At 42.1% G+C, this 16,881-nt stretch carries 21 protein-coding genes; 1 reads left to right on the forward strand and 20 read right to left on the reverse strand.

All coding sequences use genetic code 11. The annotated features are described in order from the left end of the window. The 19 genes from ACHZEU_RS04550 to ACHZEU_RS04640 form a co-directional block, all read right to left on the reverse strand. Entirely contained in the window at positions 1-393 is a 393-nt protein-coding gene (locus tag ACHZEU_RS04550) for a BMC domain-containing protein (RefSeq protein WP_112117870.1), read from the reverse strand. Beyond that, positions 383-652, reverse strand: coding sequence for a EutN/CcmL family microcompartment protein (locus ACHZEU_RS04555; RefSeq protein WP_016995124.1), 270 nt, complete (start codon positions 650-652; stop codon positions 383-385). Before ACHZEU_RS04555 ends, ACHZEU_RS04550 begins: the two co-directional genes overlap by 11 nt. A gap of 6 nt (positions 653-658) precedes the next feature. Beyond that, entirely contained in the window at positions 659-1,501 is an 843-nt protein-coding gene (gene pduL, locus ACHZEU_RS04560; protein WP_066037475.1) for a phosphate propanoyltransferase, read from the reverse strand. A 16-nt stretch (positions 1,502-1,517) separates the two neighbouring features. Then, the gene (locus ACHZEU_RS04565; RefSeq protein WP_048390439.1) at positions 1,518-1,793 is read right to left on the reverse strand and encodes a BMC domain-containing protein; all 276 of its coding nucleotides are present in this window, start codon (positions 1,791-1,793) and stop codon (positions 1,518-1,520) included. A gap of 18 nt (positions 1,794-1,811) precedes the next feature. Next, entirely contained in the window at positions 1,812-2,582 is a 771-nt protein-coding gene (gene fabG, locus ACHZEU_RS04570; protein WP_016995121.1) for a 3-oxoacyl-ACP reductase FabG, read from the reverse strand. 30 nt (positions 2,583-2,612) lie between these two features. Further along, positions 2,613-2,903, reverse strand: a complete 291-nt coding sequence (locus ACHZEU_RS04575; protein WP_048390435.1) for a BMC domain-containing protein — start codon at positions 2,901-2,903, stop codon at positions 2,613-2,615. Between the two features lie 15 nt (positions 2,904-2,918). Continuing rightward, complete coding sequence (locus ACHZEU_RS04580; protein WP_404804083.1) at positions 2,919-3,539, reverse strand: hypothetical protein; 621 nt, start codon at positions 3,537-3,539, stop codon at positions 2,919-2,921. A gap of 5 nt (positions 3,540-3,544) precedes the next feature. Continuing rightward, entirely contained in the window at positions 3,545-4,159 is a 615-nt protein-coding gene (pduL, locus tag ACHZEU_RS04585; RefSeq protein ID WP_404804084.1) for a phosphate propanoyltransferase, read from the reverse strand. Positions 4,160-4,175: 16 nt separating this feature from the next. Then, positions 4,176-4,457: a BMC domain-containing protein gene (locus tag ACHZEU_RS04590; protein ID WP_004229005.1), complete on the reverse strand. Its 282-nt coding sequence runs from the start codon at positions 4,455-4,457 to the stop codon at positions 4,176-4,178. A 14-nt stretch (positions 4,458-4,471) separates the two neighbouring features. After that, positions 4,472-5,953: an aldehyde dehydrogenase family protein gene (locus tag ACHZEU_RS04595; RefSeq protein ID WP_374805979.1), complete on the reverse strand. Its 1,482-nt coding sequence runs from the start codon at positions 5,951-5,953 to the stop codon at positions 4,472-4,474. A 15-nt stretch (positions 5,954-5,968) separates the two neighbouring features. Continuing rightward, a complete protein-coding gene (locus ACHZEU_RS04600) occupies positions 5,969-6,259 on the reverse strand; it encodes a hypothetical protein (RefSeq protein WP_004229009.1) in 291 nt (96 codons plus the stop codon). Positions 6,260-6,263: 4 nt separating this feature from the next. Then, positions 6,264-7,007 (reverse strand): HAD-IA family hydrolase, encoded by a 744-nt coding sequence (locus ACHZEU_RS04605; protein ID WP_004229012.1) that lies wholly within the window; start codon positions 7,005-7,007, stop codon positions 6,264-6,266. A gap of 20 nt (positions 7,008-7,027) precedes the next feature. Then, the gene (eat, locus tag ACHZEU_RS04610) at positions 7,028-8,434 is read right to left on the reverse strand and encodes an ethanolamine permease (RefSeq protein WP_048390427.1); all 1,407 of its coding nucleotides are present in this window, start codon (positions 8,432-8,434) and stop codon (positions 7,028-7,030) included. Positions 8,435-8,459: 25 nt separating this feature from the next. Then, positions 8,460-9,479 (reverse strand): phosphotransferase enzyme family protein, encoded by a 1,020-nt coding sequence (locus ACHZEU_RS04615; protein ID WP_269898676.1) that lies wholly within the window; start codon positions 9,477-9,479, stop codon positions 8,460-8,462. A gap of 43 nt (positions 9,480-9,522) precedes the next feature. Further along, positions 9,523-10,788 carry an aspartate aminotransferase family protein gene (locus ACHZEU_RS04620; protein ID WP_004229019.1) on the reverse strand — a complete coding sequence of 422 codons (1,266 nt, stop codon included), beginning with the start codon at positions 10,786-10,788 and terminating at the stop codon, positions 9,523-9,525. A gap of 13 nt (positions 10,789-10,801) precedes the next feature. Beyond that, on the reverse strand, positions 10,802-11,593 hold the full coding sequence (locus ACHZEU_RS04625) for a DeoR/GlpR family DNA-binding transcription regulator (protein WP_004229022.1): 792 nt from the start codon (positions 11,591-11,593) through the stop codon (positions 10,802-10,804). 318 nt (positions 11,594-11,911) lie between these two features. Continuing rightward, complete coding sequence (locus ACHZEU_RS04630; RefSeq protein WP_305193788.1) at positions 11,912-12,862, reverse strand: stalk domain-containing protein; 951 nt, start codon at positions 12,860-12,862, stop codon at positions 11,912-11,914. Positions 12,863-13,076: 214 nt separating this feature from the next. Further along, entirely contained in the window at positions 13,077-14,846 is a 1,770-nt protein-coding gene (locus ACHZEU_RS04635; RefSeq protein WP_404804086.1) for a glycerophosphoryl diester phosphodiesterase membrane domain-containing protein, read from the reverse strand. 21 nt (positions 14,847-14,867) lie between these two features. Then, a complete protein-coding gene (locus ACHZEU_RS04640; protein ID WP_255409659.1) occupies positions 14,868-14,990 on the reverse strand; it encodes a hypothetical protein in 123 nt (40 codons plus the stop codon). Between the two features lie 68 nt (positions 14,991-15,058). Here ACHZEU_RS04640 and ACHZEU_RS04645 point away from each other — a divergent pair, with 68 nt between their 5' ends. Next, complete coding sequence (locus tag ACHZEU_RS04645) at positions 15,059-15,268, forward strand: hypothetical protein (RefSeq protein WP_048390417.1); 210 nt, start codon at positions 15,059-15,061, stop codon at positions 15,266-15,268. A gap of 34 nt (positions 15,269-15,302) precedes the next feature. Here ACHZEU_RS04645 and ACHZEU_RS04650 read toward each other — a convergent pair whose 3' ends face one another. Then, positions 15,303-16,868, reverse strand: a complete 1,566-nt coding sequence (locus ACHZEU_RS04650; RefSeq protein ID WP_281216612.1) for an amidohydrolase — start codon at positions 16,866-16,868, stop codon at positions 15,303-15,305. Positions 16,869-16,881: the final 13 nt, after the last annotated feature.

Consider the following 16,881-nt stretch of genomic DNA (forward strand, 5'->3'; position numbering starts at 1 on the left):
CTACTTATCTGCCTGCTCATCCTCTACAAGTTTTGTTTGTTGAGGCTTCTGGCGAGTGCTTGTTTTTTTGGCTGCTGCCTCCGTCGCTTTTATCGGCTGTGTTTCATCAATAATCGCTGTGAATACTTCATTGGCTGCTCGTGGAATTACATGTGCGCTTAGTAGCTTGCTCGTTCGCGTTGCTGCCGCTTTACCAGCATCAACCGCAGCCTGTACTGCACCAACATCTCCCTCGACAATAATGGTTACGATACCACCGTCTACTAGCTCCTGTTTCACTAATTGGACATTGGCTGCCTTTAGCATGGCGTCCGCAGCTTCAATGGAGCCAATCAAGCCATACGTTTCGATCATTCCTATCGCTTCTGTCACTGTGCTCACCTCACGATTCATCTGTGCCATCTATAATGCCAACAACAATGGCATCAATTGGACAAATACTGGACGTAGAAAAACTTCGTACAGCAGCACTGCCCATTGTTAAAATGACGTTATCTCCCACACCTGCACCTATACGATCTGCCGCAACAATTTGTTCATCACTCAGTTGACCATCCAGCTTTATTGGCTGGATAATGAGTAATTTCAATCCCTGTAGCCCTTCCTCTTTACGTGTTGCCCAGATATTTCCGACCACTGTTCCTATCCGCATGCATCCTCATCCTTTTTCGTGAAACTGAAGTTCAATTTCTAATTTTTCCACGGCCTCCTTCGCCAGTGCCGTCAACCTTGCCTCTTTGGGGACTATCACTGTCTCACCTTGATAACGGCTTACATCATTTGCCGTTATAATCTTGTGGTTAATTTCAATTGGAGGACTGACGAAGTTATTGTAAGGCTCTCCTGCCATCTTGCCTGTTATAATTGTACCCGTTTCACCCTGTTGGATGAAGCCTGCGTTTGCTTCATCTGTATCAATATGCATTTCTAAATGATAGTGATCAGCCACACGAATTTTCACTTGCTCAAAGGTAATGGGACGTCGCCCTTGCACCTTAACGGAGACGTATTGACCGTTCTGAACCCCTAACTGCTGTGCATCAGCAGGTGCCATATGAATATGTGCTTGTGCGATAATGACCCCTTCTTGTAAAATCAAACTTCCTCTAGGTCCTACCAGTATACAGCTAGCTGAGCCAGCAATTTCTCCCGATTCACGCAAAGGTGGTTGAATTCCTAGGGCAATGGCATCTGTATGACTAATTTCAATTTGTGTGAAGGTGCGAGCTGGACCTAATACACGTACATTTTGGATGCTTCCTTTTGGTCCCACCACCTGTAGCGTTTCATGTGCTGCAAACTGACCGGGTTGAGCTAACATTTTTTTTACACTCAGCGTAGCACCTTTGCCAAATAGCTGCTCGACATGCTCTTGTTGTAAATGAATATGCCTTGCTGAGATACCTATAGGAATTTCATTGGGTGTAGGAGCTGCTTCTTTTTTAGGTAGTAATTCGGCTATGACATCATTAACAATTTTTATTATTGCTTGTTCATTCATATAGCCACCTCACTCATTATTGCATTTTTAAAATCGCTTCCAATTCTGCATGTGGTCGCGGAATCACATGTACAGATAATAGCTCTCCAACACGTTGTGCAGCTGCTGCTCCTGCATCTGTTGCGGCTTTCACAGCCCCTACATCCCCACGAACAAGCACCGTGACAATACCGCCACCCACATGGACTTTACCAACAATATTCACGTTGGCAGCCTTGACCATTGCATCAGCTGCTTCAATAGAGCCCACTAAGCCCTTTGTTTCAATCATTCCTAATGCGCCTAAATTCATTTCGTATCCCTCCTTCTATTAAAATGCCTCTGCATCTTCAGGTAATGTTTGGCCACCATCAATAATGATCGATTGACCCGTAATAAAGCCTGCCTCCTTACTACTAAGGAACAATGCAGCATACGCTATATCCTCCACACGACCAAGGCTGCCAAATGGAATCGCCTTCGCCATCTTCTGTAGATAGGTGTCACCAAGACCATCTAAGCCTTCTGTTGCGATATTTCCTGGTAACACGGCATTGACCGTAATATGATAGGGTGCTAATTCAAGAGCCGCAGTCCGCATAAACCCTAATTGAGCTGCCTTACTTGCGGCATAATGTGTCCATCCAGCATAACCAGTCACTGGACCCGTTATCGACGAGGTAATAATGACCCTGCCAGCATTCGCTTTCTTTAAATGGGGCACGCAAGCTTTGACAGCAAACATCGTTCCTCTGGCATTGACATTTAATACCTGATCCCAATGGTCCGTCGTCATGTCCTCTAGTTTCATCGAGGGAAAAATACCAGCATTGGCACATAAAATATCGATGGAACCAAAAGAGCTAGCAACCTCCGTAGCCATGCTTTCAACAGATTCATAGTTTTCAACATCAACAGTGGCAGCAGAAGCGGAGAATCCTTGCGCTTGTAATTGATTTGCTACATCTGTGGCAGCTTCCATACCTCTTGCTGCAATCACCACATGAGCACCCTGTTCAGCAAATACGGTAGCAATCCCCTTCCCAATTCCTTTACTACCACCAGTAACTATGACAACCTTCCCTGTTAAATCGACCTTCAACTCGTTCCTCCACCTTTCCTTTTATTCATTTTAAGTACTTGGCTTTTTCGCAATTTCTGTTACTAATCCATTCACCGCGATATCTGGCCTTAAAATAGTTGAAGAGGCAATCCATTGGTTGGCTGCTTTAGCTAGTTGTGTACCAATGGCTATCGCTTCCTGAATGGCCGCTGTGTCCCCTTCAATGGCAATGGTTACTAGAGCCAAATCGATGGTTTCTTGTCGAAGTATTCGAATATCCGCTGCTTTAAGCATAGCATCTGCGATTCGTATTGAAATCGCAAGTCCTCTTGTCTCCACAATACCAATCGATTTCATCATGTAACAACACTCCTGCTAATATCTTTGTATCGTCATTCCTTTTTCCTGAATCATTTCTTGTGCTAGTGGTGTAAGTTTTGTGTGGGCAGGTAGTGTCAGCCGTTGCCCCTTGTACGATTGAAGCATCTCTGCTGTCAAATAGTTTGCCACTATAGTCGAACGAGCCGGTTCCTCTTGCTGCTTTAAAAATCGAATAAGCTGTGCAAATAACTGAATGTCACAGCCAAACTCCTTTAAGCGCTCTATATGATTCAGCAACATTTTCATGTAAGGATTCGGTTCCTTTGCTGTGACAACAGCAGATAATTTTTCATTTGGAATTAAAATTGCTGTTTGATTGCTAACCAGCAACTCAGACAGGTACAAGGCTGCCGGTGTAGTAGGCAAGCCTTGGGCACTGCTGACGATAAATGCTTGATCCACTTCGAGAAAAACAATAGCATCGTAGAATAGCTGAGTGGGACTTGTGGCTTCATTTGCCTGCCACTCCTCAACATGGCAATAGCTTTGTAATACGTCCACCTGTTTCTTAGAAATGGTCGTATGAGAATGGACAAGCAAAAGTCTTTTATGCTTTTTATCCATCATCGATATGACTACTTCTTCGATGATTCTCTGTAATTCTTTTATATCCATACCTGTCACTCCATTTTGATAAGCTTGCCAATTGAATGCTGTTGAAGAGCGGCGGCATTCGCTTCATCTGTATCTACATGCATCTCAAGGACGAATGCTGAGGAGACACGCACAACCACATTCATTAATCGGAGCTGACGTCCATCCCCACAGATTTCAACCGTCACGATTTCCTTATCTTGGACATTGAAGGCAGCAGCATTGGATACAGCCATATGAATATGTGCTTGTGCAATAATCAATCCTTGTGTTTTATGGAGAGTTCCATGAGGTCCAATCAATGTGATTGATTCAGATTTTTCTAAGTCGCCTGACATACGAATCGGTGGTGTTACACCAAGCTTGATGGCATCCGTTTGACTGATTTCGACTTGGGTTGCAGTGCGAAATGGGCCTAAAACCCGAACCTTGTCAATTTGGCCTTTGGGTCCCTTAATCGTTAGAACATGCTGTGAAGCAAATTGACCTGGCTGGGAAAGTTCCTTCCATTTCTGTAAAGCTGCGTCTCTACCAAATAAATAATAGAAATCCTCCTCATTAACATGACAATGACGGGCAGAAATCGCAATCGGGATACTTTGATTTGTAACTTCAGTGGCATGTATTTGATTGTTTGTCATCACAATCCCTCACTTTTCACTTAGGTAAAATTGCGTATAATTCTGAATGAGGGCGTGGAATAACATGTACCGATAATAGCTCACCTACCCGACGTGCGGCCTCAGAGCCTGCATCCGTCGCTGCCTTGACTGCCCCGACATCACCTGTCACCAGCACCGTCACAATGCCGCCACCAACATGTACTTTCCCTACAATATTGACGTTTGCTGCCTTTACCATGGCATCTGCCGCCTCAATTGATCCGATTAAGCCTCTTGTTTCAATCATGCCTAAAGCTCCATTTATCTCTACGCTCATTTCCTTTTCCTCCTCTAATTACTTAGCTTTGTGAGTACTTCCTCTACAATCTTTTCAATGGACAACCTGTCAATAGACACCCCTTCAATTGCTTGCATCGCTGGAGCCTGTATATTTTGTGGATGCTTTGGGGGTGGAATCGTTAGTGCCTTCACACCATAGGCCACTCTTTTTTTATTTAATAAATGATGTGCAGAAATATTATCACTCGTAATATTTCCCCCATAGGCCCCACAGCCCAATGTAAAGGAAGGCGTTAAACTTGTCGTACCGCCTGCAGCCCCAACAGATGCTAAAGTATTGACTACTATTCTGGACACGGGCATTTGAGCGGCAAACTGCTTAACAAAATGTTCGTCCTGTGCATGAATAGCCAGGCTATGTCCTCTCCCTCCAACGTCAAGCAAGCGACGGCAAATCTTTACGGCTTCTTCCTGCGAACGAGCCGTATAAAGACCTAGGATGGGAGAAAGCTTCTCCATGGAAAATGGATACTCCTTCCCAATCTGATGTTCCTCCGCGACTAATACGCGTGTATGTCGAGGGACATCAATATTAGCCATTTGGGCTATTACGGTTGCTGGCTTCCCGACAATTTGGCTATTTAATGTACGAGCTACTGGTGAAATCACCTTTGCTAATTTTTCCTTGTCCTGCCCACTTAGAAGGATGGCCCCATTTTCTGCTAAAGCAGCCATCACCTGTGCTTTGACCTCCTGATGTACGACAATAGCTTGTTCTGTGGCACAGATCGTACTATTATCAAATGATTTACTATCGATAATTTGCTTCATTGCCTCGTTCACATTTGCTGTGCGATCAATATAGACAGGAACATTCCCAGGGCCAACACCATAGGCTGGTTTCCCTGAGCTATAGGCAGCTTTGACAAGCCCTGCTCCACCAGTTGCTAAAATTAGCTGTACATCACGATGATGCATAAGTTCCTCTGTTCCTTTTATTGTTGGATGGCTAATCCATTGAATAAGTCCCTCTGGCGCCCCTGCACGAACGGCTGCCTGCTGACAAATTTTCAATGCCTCGATGGTGCAGTTGACTGCTGTTGGATGAGGACTAAAGACAATGGCATTTTGCGACTTTAAGGCAATTAGCGTTTTAAAAATGGCTGTAGCAGTCGGGTTCGTGACAGGTGTAATTGCCGCAATAACACCGAATGGATAAGCAATTTCCACCTGCCTTGCTACCCTATCCTCATGTATAATGCCGATTGTCTTTTCATGCCGAATGGCTTCATAGACACCTTGAGAAGCCAACTCATTTTTTATTTTTTTATGTTCAATAATGCCCATCTTTGTTTCCGTAACAGCTAATACAGCAAGATTTTCTGCCTGTTTATAAGCAGCTTGGGCAATGGTCTCTACAATTCGATCGACCTGCTCTTGCGTAAAGCTGGCATACATTTTTTGCGCAATCGAAGCGGCTGCTATTCCGTCTCTTGCCTCTTGTATCGAAACCAAATCTTGGTCTCTCACCATATGACGAACCTCCCGTCATGTAAATTTTTTTAGGGCAATTAAGTCGCTCGAATTAGCTACAGAGACAGTGCCTGATGATTGCTGGTGCAGACTTTGCCAATGCTGTAATTCATGCGTAGATAATGCTACATATGCAGGGGCAGTTGTTTGCTGCGTCTGATGTTGGTTTTCTTTTATTAATCGAAATGATTGCCATTCCTGTAATTCCTCATTTGATAACGTTTTAGAAGCTTGTTCAGGCTGAGAGCCTTGCGTTAGTTTTTCCAATACCAATTCAGTAATCTTGGCAATTAGCTGATTGTCCATATGCTCACTCCTTTTCGATTAGCATGGTGAGAACAGATTCGTCATACGCTTCAATAATTGCGGTTGCATCAGGTAAATAATCCTTTGGGTATGTGGCACTAGGAATGATGCCAATTGAAAAGCACATGCCAGCATTTTTAGCAAAGAGCATATCTGCATTCGAATCGCCAATCATCACGGCTTTCTCAAGCGATACTTGAAATTGTTCCTTTGCCACATATGCTAAGTCTGGGAAGGGCTTACTGGATGTAGCTTGGTCACTTCCTAGAACGAAATCAAACAAAGCTAATAACTCTAGCTGTTGTAAATGTGATTTGGCTCGTGCCGTTTGATCAGCTGTAATCACCCCTAATTTCATCCCTTTATTTTTTAAGGTTATTAAGAGATTACGAATACCTGGTAATGCCTGTACCTTGCTATTTTCCTGCTGCGATGTGGCTAAGTTGGAAGCTGCTCTCGCAAGTGTTACCCCTCTGCTCCATGGGATTCCCTGCTGATAGAGTAAGAACGCTACGATCGTCTCAGCTTCTTGTATACTTCCAATAGCTAGAGGACTCGTTGGGTCAATCGTTGTTCCATTGTCATTAACCCCTATGTTTCTTAAAAAAGTTTGTAAGGAAAAATAGATCTCTAAGTCTGAATTTTCAGTTAAATTAGCATATAAATTTTTGGCCCAGGCAATCCATAAAGAATCCATTTCTATGATTGTTCCATCCTTATCAAAAATGACCCATTCCACTTTTGTCATAGAAAAACCCATCCCTTTATTTATTCTCGTATAGCCTCTATTGGCGATACTGGTGCTTGCACCTCTACCTGCACTGTAGCGTCCTTCGCAAAGCGTTCCTCTGGTGCATCCTCGTTAATATGGTGTCTTGCCCACACCCAATAATAGATCGTTGCCACAGCAAAAACAGCCAAACAAACGATGAAAAAAGTCAAATTCGCAAAGAAGCTCGCAAAGATAGCAATGACGGCTAGCACAAGTGAGACAATAGGCGTAAATGGATACAGCGGTGTCTTAAAGGTACGTACTAAATGAGGTTCTTTTTTACGCAAAATCAACACCGATAAATTCATCGTAATATACGATACTAATGCCCCAAATGTAGAAATTAAAATTAAATCATCTGGATTAAATAAAATGACTAACACTAACCCGATAAAGCCTGGCAAAATAATGGCCATATATGGTGTCTGACGCTTTTTATGCATCTTCGATAACATGCTTGGCAAATAGCCTGCACGTGATAAAGCATAGACCTGACGAGAGTAAGCCAAAATCACACCTGAAAAGCTTGCAATTAGTCCTACTAAGCCAACAGATGCTAAAATCTGCGCCAACCAATACGTATTTCCAAAAACAGCGGCAATCGCTGCTGGCAATGGATCTTCAGCAACCGTCATGACATCGATGCCAGCTAGCCCAATGGCAACAGTTGTTGTCAAAATGGATAAAATCAGCAAAGTCACCATACCTGAAATTAACCCCTTCGGCATGTCCTTCTGCACATCTCTCGTCTCCTCCGATAACATAGGCAACATCTCGATTGCTAGGAATAGCCACATCGCATAGGGCAATGCTGACCAGATTCCTTTAAATCCACCTGGTATAAGATCGCCATTCTCAGGGAATAAATGGCCCACATTAATTTGCGGTAAACCAACGAAATACATTAAGACTAGTAAGCCTAAAGCGATAAAAACAAGCACCATTTCGATCGTGGCATATTCTTTAATGCCAATAATATGAACCCCCATGAACAGAGCATACATAAAGGCAGCTGCCACCACTGTCGGTACGGCTGGAAACAAAAAGCTGATATAGCCCCCAATACCAATCGCGATAATTGGTGCGGCAATGACATATTGCAGCACGACACCAACTCCTGTAATAAAACCGATATAACGCCCCATCGCCCGTCGAGCAAAGGAGTAAGGTCCTCCTGCATAAGGTAACATCGTCGATAATTCAGAAATACCTAAGGTCATCGTTAAATACATAATCGCCATAAATAATGTGGCAATGAGCATTCCTAAAAAACCAGATTGACTTAAACCAAAATTCCAGCCAAAGTAGTTACCAGAAATCACAATGCCGACGCCAATTGTCCATAAATGGATGGGTGTAAGGGCTTTCTTTAATACGATGATTTCATCCTTTTTCGAAGACATGTTATTCGCCACCTTTTATCGTTATTTAGTTGGTACAGTCTTGATACTTTTCTACATAAGCTTTCACTAAATCATCACTCTGAAGCGTGTAATTTTCACCAAGTAAGCGCGTTGTCTCATTATCACGACTTCCAATCCACGAAATAAGCTGTAGTCTTCTCATTAATATAAAAGTTGGAATCATTTCTTTTTCTTCGTCTGTTAATAATCGAATTTTGCTGTAGCCCTTAAGCCATGAAGCGATCAACTCATCAAGATACGGCATGTGCTCAATAAAGCTCACCGATGTGGCTAAATCATATAAAAACCACCCAAAACCACAATCATCAAAATCAATCACTTTAATTTCGTCTCCATAGATGAGTAAATTAGCTAAGCGTAAATCCGCATGGATAAGACCAAATCGTGTTTTCTCTTTCCCAAATGCCTCAAGCTTCTTTTGAATGATATGTGATGCTTCCTCATATAAAGCGATTCGTGCAGGGGTCATTCCTAGTCCATCCTGCCATCTCGCCCATTTTGGAGATTGACCTAGAATCGTGTCATAGTCCCATGTCATGCGCTGAAAGGCTTGGTAATAATCATGCTGCTCGATTGTGTGTTTATGGAACATGGCTGTAATTTCGCCTAATGTTTCAAATTGCTGAATTAAGTCATCTTCATTATTCTCATCAGGAGCATTGCCCTCCAAAAATGTAAATAATGTGCTATAATAGATCGTGTCATTATACGAATGAGCATGTACGTAGTCACCGTCATCTGCTCGCATCGGTAGTGATACATCAATAGGAGATTGCTCATGGAGCGAGTTTAACCAGGCAATCTCCGCTTCGATCTCCTCTTTTTTATGGTAATTTGGTCGGCTGATCCTCAGAATATATTTTTTGCCCTGCCCATCTTCTACGAGATACGTCGCATTTTCGGAATAATCAATCATTTTACAAGATGCTTCTAGTAAACAACTAAACTCCTTTAATGCATCATTTGCTGCTTGATGAAAGTTGGAAAGGACCAATTCTAAATCTATGAAATCCATTTGACCCATCTAGAAAACCCCCTGTTTACTAAATTGACAAGCTTTCTTTCCTTTAATAGCGTGCAAATTTTACAAGCTGCGCTGCTTCTTTAATGCCCGCCTCACATTTTTCAAGCAATTCATCACAGTATGCTTTATCACATAATAGCCCTGGCTTAAATTGCAACACACGTGTATCCAGCATTGAATAAATGGCCCATACACCATGTTTGTACAAGGAGCTCATCACATATTTAGCCCCTTCAGGATGATTAAACTCTAGGCCCATAACAACGCCAAGCTGACGAATGCCCACAAAGAAATCAGGATATTGTTGTTGAATACGCTCTAAACCACTTCGTAGATAACGAGCAACATATTCTACATTCTTTACTACTTCAGGACGTTGGGAGATTTCTAATACTTTCATCGCCACTACACAACCTAGTTCTGCTCCACCAAATGTAGAAATATGAGCTAGTCCATCTTCTTCCATCCAGCCGCCTGCTCGTTCATTGACCACTGTAGCTGCAATTGGATAGATACCGCCACTTAGACCCTTTGCTGTCACCAGAATATCCGGTTTCACCCCATAATGCTCAATTCCCCACAGCTTACCTGTTCTCATTAAGCCCGTTTGCACCTCATCTGCAATATATAATGCCCCGTATCGTTCACAAAGTGATTTGACATCAGCCAAGTAATTAGCAGTGGGCAAGGGGAAACCATATGTCGCAGGAATAGTCTCGATAATTACGCTAGCTACATCCCCTCTAGCAAGCTCTCGTTCCATTGCCGCAAGATCATTGAATGGTACGTGCACAAATTCATGGGGACTGCCCTCACTTAAAAATGGTTTTGAATAGCGTTCATTGCCAAGCGAAACCGCAAGACCTGTGTGTCCATGATATCCATTTTTAATGGAAATCGTTTTTTTACGTTTTGTAGCATAACGCGCACACTTTAGAGCCACATCAATTGCTTCACTTCCACCACTAGAGAAAATAGAATATGTTAAGCCTTCTGGTGTGCAGGCTGCTAATTTTTCAGCTAACTGTGCACGTGCAGTAGATGGAAAATGATGATTACCAATGTCAAAATAATTGGTTCCTTCCACTAATGCAGCAATGACTTCTGGATTACGATGGCCAAGGTTATATGTTCCGCCATTGAGATGCGCATTCATTAATTTTTTGCCATCCACATCGTAGAAATAATAGCCCTCTCGTTTCCCGATAACGACATCGACACCATCGATTTGCCACTGTTTCGTTTTTCCTGGATTCCACCAGTCAATTGATTTTTGTAAGGTTGCCTGTTTATTTGCAAAATAGTCCATAGTTTCCACCTTCCTATACATTGACGTCATCCAACATTTCACCTGCAATGAATAATTCCACTTTTTTCTGCTGTAATCGTTCCTGCCATTGTGTGGAGCTCTTTTGATCTGTAATCACCATCGAAACGTCCTCTAAATGACAAATATGCGCAAATGTAGAGACACCAAATTTCGTATGGTCTGCTAAAATAATCGTATTTTCTGCCCGCTCTATTAATTTCTTTGAAATCGCTGCGCCCGTAATATCATAGTCGGTAATACCATCTGCTAACGAAATTCCGCCTGCAGCAACAAAGGCTTTATTTGCCTTTAGTTGATTAAAAAATAAATCAGCTAATGGACCTCCCATAAATTTTTGTCGATGTTCATATTCTCCTCCCGCAAAGAGCACCTTCCCTTGAAAGCATTCTGCGGCTAATGATAGAACTGGGAGTGAATTTGTGACGACAATGACGTTGGGCTTATCACCTAAATAACGAACGATTTCATAGGCTGTTGTACCATGACCGATAAAAATAACATCACCGTCTTCCACAATACTTGCAGCAGCCTTACAAATCCTTCTCTTCTCTATATTGTTAAGTGACGTTTTCTGTTCAAAGGTCCTCTCATACTTTTCCTTTGCCTTCACAGCCCCCCCATAGACTTTGTGTAGAAGCCCTTCCTTCTCCAATCGATCCATATCTCTACGTATAGTCTCGCCTGATACATTTAATAGCTGCTCTGCATCACTTACCTTCACTTTTCCTTCTAAATCTAAAATATCTAAAATCACTTTTTTACGTTCCTCAAACGAAAGAGACATACATCATCACTCCAAACACAAAGTTAAATCCAACAAAATCCACAAATCCAACACTTTATTTCTGTATTTATGTGGATTTGTTTTGAATTTTAAATAATAGTTTAACAATTGTCAATACTCTGAATCTTATTTTCTGTATGATTTTTTCTCTCTAAAGCCACTTATTTCTCTTAAGCGTAAAATGAAAACTCCACAAAAAACCAATTTCAGTTGTCTCCAACTGCTCTCTAAAACCTTTTTTAAAATATTTTTCTACAACTATTTTTTCCCATAAAAAATCCCCCTTCATGGTAGAAACCATAAAGGGAGATGACGAGATTATTTTGTTAATTCCTCTACAAATTCAACAGGTACGTATGTTTTGCCAGATTCTAATAAAGCAGGGGCTACTTTAAATTGGCGAAGCGCTTTATTATAACCATATTCTTTTTGACCTCGCGTAATTGTATACGAAAGGGCTCCTTTTGAAACAATGGCACCTTTTGGCGTTACTTCTACTTTAAAGCCTAGCTTTTCAGCGATTAAGCGTAGCGGCACCATTTTTGTCCCATCTACTTCGTAAAAGTCTTTATTGATAATTTCTTGAACCGCTGAATCAACTGGAGCTGGTTCTGGTGTTGGAACTGGATCCACTTCAACAGGCTCTTCCTTCTCAATTGTATCTAATACTATCACTTTTGATGGCGGTGTTTGAGCAGGGATGCTCATCGTTGCGATTGTGTAGAACACCACTAAATGTTGCTCTTTTAAATCGTCCACTTTCACAGCTTTGCCAGTAGCACTTGCTAGCTTCGTGTCTTCCCCAACATTTAACTTGAGGTTATTTTCAGTATCCACTAAATCTTTATTGAAGAAATCCACTTCCACGCTACCCATTTCTTCTGTTTCTACAATGATTACTTCTGGGTTGTATTGTGGTGGATAAATCGCAAGCATCGGCTTCTTGGCATATGAGTAAGCTGACACCTTATCTCCTTTTTGAAGCTTGGCTTCTTTTCCCATATTGTCAAAAACTAATGAGTCTTTATTGGCAATCACAATATTTGTATTGTCACCATCAACCACTGTATAGTATGTGGCATTTTCACGTACTTCTACGTTTTCAACTGTACCTGTCACTTTAATAAAAATAGACTGCACTTGTTGCTCCGAAGTTTCTGCGTTAATCACAGTAGCCTCTCCTTCGTTCGCTGATGCAGTTGGAGCTCCAATCGCGCCCCCTAATAATAATGCTGACATAGCAAATGGTACGACTTTCGTCATTTTCATACAAAAAGCATCTCCTTCATTTTCCCGAATTCAATAAAGTAGTCGTGTTCACACGAAAAAGGTTACAAACTGTCTCCATTTTTATGGCTAGAGCTTTGCTTCCTCATTTTGAGCGATAGCGATTTGCGAGCGACTTCTCTTGAATATTCGATTTACTAGATGGCGGTGCTTTGCTTTCGGATATTCGCTTCTTCGCAATTTTATTCTCCCCCGATCAAAAGATAAATCTCAGACGATTCAGGATGCGCTGTAAGAAATACTGGTTTTCGCTTTGCTGGGTTCTTAGCTCACGGGCGACGTCGGGGTGGTCAGTGATGACGCCGCTGACATTTTTTTCGATAAAAGTTTGCAGGGAGCGGTCGTCATTGAGTGTCCAAACAAATAAATCGGTCGGATGTTGCTTCAATTCTTGGATAAGCTGCTCCGTTACCCAGGATTCCTCCAGTGCGATAAAATCAACATTTTCCTCCATCGGTCCAATATTGAGTGCATAGACAATACCGACTCGCAAATTCGGCACCAATTTTTTTAATTGCGTCATTTTCTGTCCATCAGCGGATTGCACATAATAGGAATCTAGCACCTTGTATTTTCGTAGCTTCTCTACTAATTTAGGTAAAACATCTTCTGTTTCTTGACCATGCACCTTTAATTCGATTAGAAGCGCCACATCTAACGCTTTGGCAATTTCAATACAATCATCTAATGAAGCAATTTTATCGCTAAAGCCATTTTGATGAATGGTTAACGTTTTTAGTTCGCTCAGGGTCATATTCGCAATAACACCATTTTTACCTGCTAACCTTCGTAATGTTCGATCATGGAAGACGACGAATTCCCCATCCACCGTTTGTTGAATGTCGATTTCAATTAAATCTGCCCCCGCATTGGCTGCACTCACCAATCCACTAATTGTATTTTCTACATTGCCTGCTACATAGCCGCGGTGGGCAATAATTTTGGTATCTGGCGCATAGACACTTTTCTCTAATGAATTGATATTCATCATACTTAATACGAGAAACACAATGCCACTGATCAATAGTAATGGCTTATAGCGCCGCTTCCGATGTGTAGTCCCGCTCAATTTGCCTATAACTAGCGTATTATACGTGATGGCGACCATAACTTGTGAAAACATCGCCTGTAATAAACTAAATAGCACCACAAAGACCATTTCTAAAAAGGCTAGTGTCAGCCCAGCCGTAACCAAGGCTGCACTTGGCATTAAACGTTCAATTAAATAGAGGGGAAACGTAGCGACCACTGTGATACCAAGCATCATCAACAGATGACCTGTTAAAAGCATAGCTAGTAGCACGACTAGTTCAAATAATCCACGCTTGGAAAATCGCCAGCTTTGCTTAAAAGAACGCAAAATAGAGATGTTCGGCTGGATTGTAAAGATGGGTAACGTTAAGATGCTTCGAATACCTATCATCACGATAATGCTTGCCACCGCAGCATATGCTAGCCTACCCGCTCGACTACTCATGATTTCTTCAGTTAGAAAATGTGGTAGGGAGATGGATTGAGTCAATGTAAGGGGTAGTATAAAGGAAGCTAGTGGCATTAATAGTGCTAAATAGACGATGAGAAATAGAACTTGCACACTAAAAAAATAGACAACCTTGCGATTTAATTGTTGCCATAAAGGAAGAAATCGGTAGCGAAGTCCTCGTTGCTGATGAAAGGCCATGAGAAATAGAAAGCCCATCTCATAATATACAAATAATAAAAACAGCAAAATTAATAGACAAATCATTATCATCACAAAGGGATGCGTAACAAAGCTTTGCCAATTTTGCTCAGTAATATGTGTAAACCCTGTTACTCGTAGCATGAGCTTCAAAACGATAGAGGTTACAGGGATCATTAATAAAAACTGAAAGATTCTAATTAATGCGAAAACCTGTACATAATCGAATCGATAAACATAAATATTATGGACAGCCTGTCGCATTACTTGTCCTGCCTTGTGCACATACTCACCCCTATCATGCTGTTAAAATCGCTCACTACTAACGTATGTTTTGACTGCTATGACCCATTCCTCGAAGCCAATAAAATAGCACTCCTCTACACCAAAGTAGGCGTCAATTTTTGTATTAATCGTGACATTCACCATTTTTTTGAAACTTTTTAGCAGGCTACCCTGTATATAACTAGATACCCGCTACAGAAAGGAGCGCAAACATGAAATTCAACCTTGGTGATATCATTAGTACAACCGTTCTTTTATGTATGTTTCTAGCGATCTTTTTCGTAATGATCCATATGATCAAAAAAATGAAATCCACTGCCCCTGTGTCTCCTCCACCAACCATGCAACAGCAAGTAGAGGACTTATCAAAACGTGTGTCGACCCTAGAACAACAAGTAAAACAATTAACTGACAAACAATAGTCCCATAAAAAAATCGCTGGGAAGGATAACCTTCTCAGCGATTTTCATATACTATCTGACCATTCACAACCGTACATGCGACTTGAATGTGTGGAAGCTGCTCCATCTCTACCGTAAAAACGTCTTCTTGTAAAATCGTAAAGTCTGCAGCAAAGCCTTCTGCAATTTTGCCACGCATCAATTGCTGTCCAATGATTTCAGCCGCTCCTACTGTATACAAACGGACTGCCTCAAATCGGGAAATTTTCTCATGAGGGTTATAGCCATCATGTGTTTCCTCAAAATTTCTTCTAGTGACAGCCGCATAAATACCATGCAACGGGTTTGGCACTTCAATTGGCGCATCACTGCCGCCTGCGACAATCAGCCCTCTGTCAAGAAGCGATTTTAAAGGATGTAAGCCCTGTGCGCGCTCCTCTCCAAGTCTCGATAGCTCTGCTTGGTATTCTCCCTGTACAAACTGCGGCTGCATATCCACTGCCACTGGTAATGCAGCTAGCTTGGCTAATAGTTCCTCATCGACTAAGCTACAGTGAATTACGCGATCAAGCTGACCTTCCTGAGGAGGATATGCCGCAAAAACGTCTAAAATCGTGTCGATTGCTAAATCCCCAATGGCATGCACGGCAACGGTTTGTCCATATTGACGTGCCAGCTGAACATAGCTTGTTAATTGCTCAGTTGTATGAATAAGCATCCCTGCATTGTCCGAATCATCGCAGTAAGGCTGACGTAGTGCAGCCGTACGACCTCCAAAGGCTCCATCAATAAAAATTTTCATCGCACCAAACTCCAAAAATGGTGAGGAAGCTAAATCCATCTTCGCAACCTCTTCAAAGACTGTATGATGCTGTAATACATGCACCTTAAAGGATTGCTGTGCCTCTACTATTTTGCGATAAGCCTGAATCGGCTGGCTTGGCGGTCCATAATAGCTTAAATCCTCTGAATGTCCCCCTACTAAACCATAGGATTGCAATGAGGTCACCGCCTTTGTCAGTGCATCCTCAATATAAGCAGGTGTGATATGTGGCATCTGGTTAACAATTAAATACAATGCAGCATCCTTTAGGATCCCTGTGAGCTGACCATCTACTTTGTCAATGACACCCCCCTCTGGCGAAGGAGTCCTATTTGTAATTCCTGCAAAAGCGAGTGCCTTGGAATTGGCTAGAATCAAATGATGACAGCTCCGTTTAATGATTAAATGAGCATCTCCAAGGGCATCTAGCTCTGCTAAGGTCGGAAAAACGGGCTCCTCAAATTGGTTTTCATTTAGTCCAATCGCAATGACCCATTCATGTGCTGACGCCTCAGCCATTCGCTCCTGAAGCTTCACAAGTAACGCCTCTTTACTCGTAACTGCCGATACATCAAGATGCTTGAGTTTTTCTCCGTAGCCAATAATATGTAAATGGCTGTCGACAAAGCCTGGATACATGATATTACCCTCTAAATGTTGGATAGAAGCAGCTAGTGGCGACAAGCTCTCCACTGAGCCTGTCGCCACAATTTTTCCATCTTCAACAAGGACTGCATCCACTGTTTCACCAACCTGAGCCATCGTGTAAATCTTACCACCTGTCCATAATGTTGCCAAAACAATTCCTCCC

The sequence above is a fragment of the Lysinibacillus sp. S1 genome (genome assembly GCF_044986265.1).
Taxonomy (GTDB): domain Bacteria; phylum Bacillota; class Bacilli; order Bacillales_A; family Planococcaceae; genus Lysinibacillus; species Lysinibacillus capsici.

Bases quoted from the DNA above. Each gene is read 5' to 3' on its own strand.
- ACHZEU_RS04605 (WP_004229012.1), bottom strand. From the start codon at position 7,007: ATGACAAAAGTGGAATGGGTCATTTTTGATAAGGATGGAACAATCATA.
- eat (WP_048390427.1), bottom strand. From the start codon at position 8,434: ATGTCTTCGAAAAAGGATGAAATCATCGTATTAAAGAAAGCCCTTACA.
- ACHZEU_RS04640 (WP_255409659.1), bottom strand. From the start codon at position 14,990: ATGGTGAATGTCACGATTAATACAAAAATTGACGCCTACTTTGGTGTA.
- ACHZEU_RS04565 (WP_048390439.1), bottom strand. From the start codon at position 1,793: ATGAATTTAGGCGCATTAGGAATGATTGAAACAAAGGGCTTAGTGGGC.
- ACHZEU_RS04575 (WP_048390435.1), bottom strand. From the start codon at position 2,903: ATGATGAAATCGATTGGTATTGTGGAGACAAGAGGACTTGCGATTTCA.
- ACHZEU_RS04590 (WP_004229005.1), bottom strand. From the start codon at position 4,457: ATGAGCGTAGAGATAAATGGAGCTTTAGGCATGATTGAAACAAGAGGC.
- pduL (WP_066037475.1), bottom strand. From the start codon at position 1,501: ATGAATGAACAAGCAATAATAAAAATTGTTAATGATGTCATAGCCGAA.
- ACHZEU_RS04595 (WP_374805979.1), bottom strand. From the start codon at position 5,953: ATGGTGAGAGACCAAGATTTGGTTTCGATACAAGAGGCAAGAGACGGA.
- ACHZEU_RS04630 (WP_305193788.1), bottom strand. From the start codon at position 12,862: ATGAAAATGACGAAAGTCGTACCATTTGCTATGTCAGCATTATTATTA.
- ACHZEU_RS04550 (WP_112117870.1), bottom strand. From the start codon at position 393: ATGAATCGTGAGGTGAGCACAGTGACAGAAGCGATAGGAATGATCGAA.
- ACHZEU_RS04580 (WP_404804083.1), bottom strand. From the start codon at position 3,539: ATGGATATAAAAGAATTACAGAGAATCATCGAAGAAGTAGTCATATCG.
- ACHZEU_RS04625 (WP_004229022.1), bottom strand. From the start codon at position 11,593: ATGTCTCTTTCGTTTGAGGAACGTAAAAAAGTGATTTTAGATATTTTA.
- ACHZEU_RS04600 (WP_004229009.1), bottom strand. From the start codon at position 6,259: ATGGACAATCAGCTAATTGCCAAGATTACTGAATTGGTATTGGAAAAA.
- pduL (WP_404804084.1), bottom strand. From the start codon at position 4,159: ATGACAAACAATCAAATACATGCCACTGAAGTTACAAATCAAAGTATC.
- ACHZEU_RS04555 (WP_016995124.1), bottom strand. From the start codon at position 652: ATGCGGATAGGAACAGTGGTCGGAAATATCTGGGCAACACGTAAAGAG.
- ACHZEU_RS04615 (WP_269898676.1), bottom strand. From the start codon at position 9,479: ATGGGTCAAATGGATTTCATAGATTTAGAATTGGTCCTTTCCAACTTT.
- ACHZEU_RS04645 (WP_048390417.1), top strand. From the start codon at position 15,059: ATGAAATTCAACCTTGGTGATATCATTAGTACAACCGTTCTTTTATGT.
- ACHZEU_RS04620 (WP_004229019.1), bottom strand. From the start codon at position 10,788: ATGGACTATTTTGCAAATAAACAGGCAACCTTACAAAAATCAATTGAC.